This is a genomic window from Streptomyces sp. NTH33, assembly GCF_003236365.1.
GTDB lineage: Bacteria > Actinomycetota > Actinomycetes > Streptomycetales > Streptomycetaceae > Streptomyces.
Map to the genome: position 1 here is coordinate 1 of NZ_POTZ01000878.1, position 1426 is coordinate 1426.

Consider the following 1426-nt stretch of genomic DNA (forward strand, 5'->3'; position numbering starts at 1 on the left):
ACCCGTTGTGCCGCCTCGGACACTGTTCGCACCTGCGTCAGCTCCCGGGAGTGCCGCACCTGCAGATACCGGAACACGGTCACGATCACCGCGGCGCGGCGGTGCAGCACCGCCCAGCCGTCGGCGGCCACGGCGTCCAGGATGCCGCCGTAGAGCACGAACGCCGTGCGGATGCACGGCCGGGCGACGGGGTCGAGCATCGGCACGCCGGGCGCCGCGCGCCGGTAGGCGGCACGGGTGAGGGCCTCGAACTCGCGCAGTGCCGCGGTGATCCGGCGGTCGGTGCGGCCGGTGTCCCGGCAGCGGCGCAGCAGGTCGCGGTCGACGCCGTGCGCGGCCAGCAGGTCGCGGGGCAGGTAGACGCGGCCGCGGTCGAGGTCCTCCCCCACGTCCCGCAGGAAGTTGGTGAGCTGGAAGGCGACGCCCAGTTCGGCCGCGTACGGGGCGGCCTCCTCGCGGGGCACCACCGTGCCCAGGACCGGCAGCATCTGCAGGCCGATCACCGCGGCCGAGCCGTGCATGTAGGCGCGCAGCTCGTCGTAGCAGGCGTACTCGGTGACCGTCAGGTCGCTGCGCATGGAGGTGAGGAAGTCGGCGAAGTGGCGGTGGTCGATGGCGTAGCGGCGACTGGTGTCCGCGAGGGCGCTGACCACCGGCGCGGCGCCCTCCCCACCGGACAGGCCCCGGGCCAGGTCGTCGCTCAGCCGGTCCAGGGCGGCGGCCCGCCGTGCCGTTTCGCCGTCGGCGCGTCCGCCCCGGGCGCCGTCGAGCGCGTCGACGATGTCGTCGGCCCAGCGGGCGAAGCCGTACAGGGCGTGCACGGCGGGGCGCCGGCCGGGAGGCAGCAGGCGGGTGGCGAGGAAGTAGGTGCGGCCGTGCCGGGCGTTCAGCTCGCGGCAGTGGGTGTAGGCGGCGCGCAGGCGCGGGTCGGTGATGCCGGCGGCGTCCAGTTCCCGGGCGGTCACGGGCGTACTCCTTGCTCGAGCCGGCCGTCCGTCCTGGCGGACACGGCGCGGGGACGGGGACGGGTGCGGGACCGGGGGCCGCCGGTGATGCGGGCGGCGGCCAGCTTTCCCGACAGCAGCACGGGCGGCACCCCGACGCCGGGCGTGGTGCCGCAGCCCGCGAGGACGGCGTTGGCGGTGCCGCGCACCAGGTTGCGGGGGCGGAACGGGCCGGTCTGGGCGAAGGTGTGCGCGGCGGAGAAGGGCGTGCCGGCGGCGTGCCCCTGCCCGGTCCAGTCGGCGGGGGTCACCAGGCACTCCTCCTCGATGGCCGACGCGATGCCCGTGAGTCCTCGGCGGTCGAGTTCGCGCAGCAGGCTGTCGCGGTAGCGCGGGGCGAGGCCGGGCCAGTCGGCGGCGCCGGGCCCGATGTCGGTGTTGGGGCCTGTCTCTTATACCCATCTGACGCTGCCGACGAATAG

Annotated in this window: 1 protein-coding gene and 1 pseudogene; both read right to left on the bottom strand. The window is 75.7% G+C overall.

Going from position 1 to position 1426, the window contains the following annotated elements; all coding sequences use genetic code 11:
• Positions 1-965, bottom strand: a 965-nt coding sequence (locus C1I97_RS37195; RefSeq protein WP_111007278.1) for a phytoene/squalene synthase family protein, incomplete at its 3' end; no start/stop codon positions are given.
• A 32-nt stretch (positions 966-997) separates the two neighbouring features.
• Positions 998-1387: pseudogene (locus C1I97_RS37200) on the bottom strand (phytoene synthase); the annotation flags it as partial.
• Between the last annotated feature and the right edge of the window lie 39 nt (positions 1388-1426).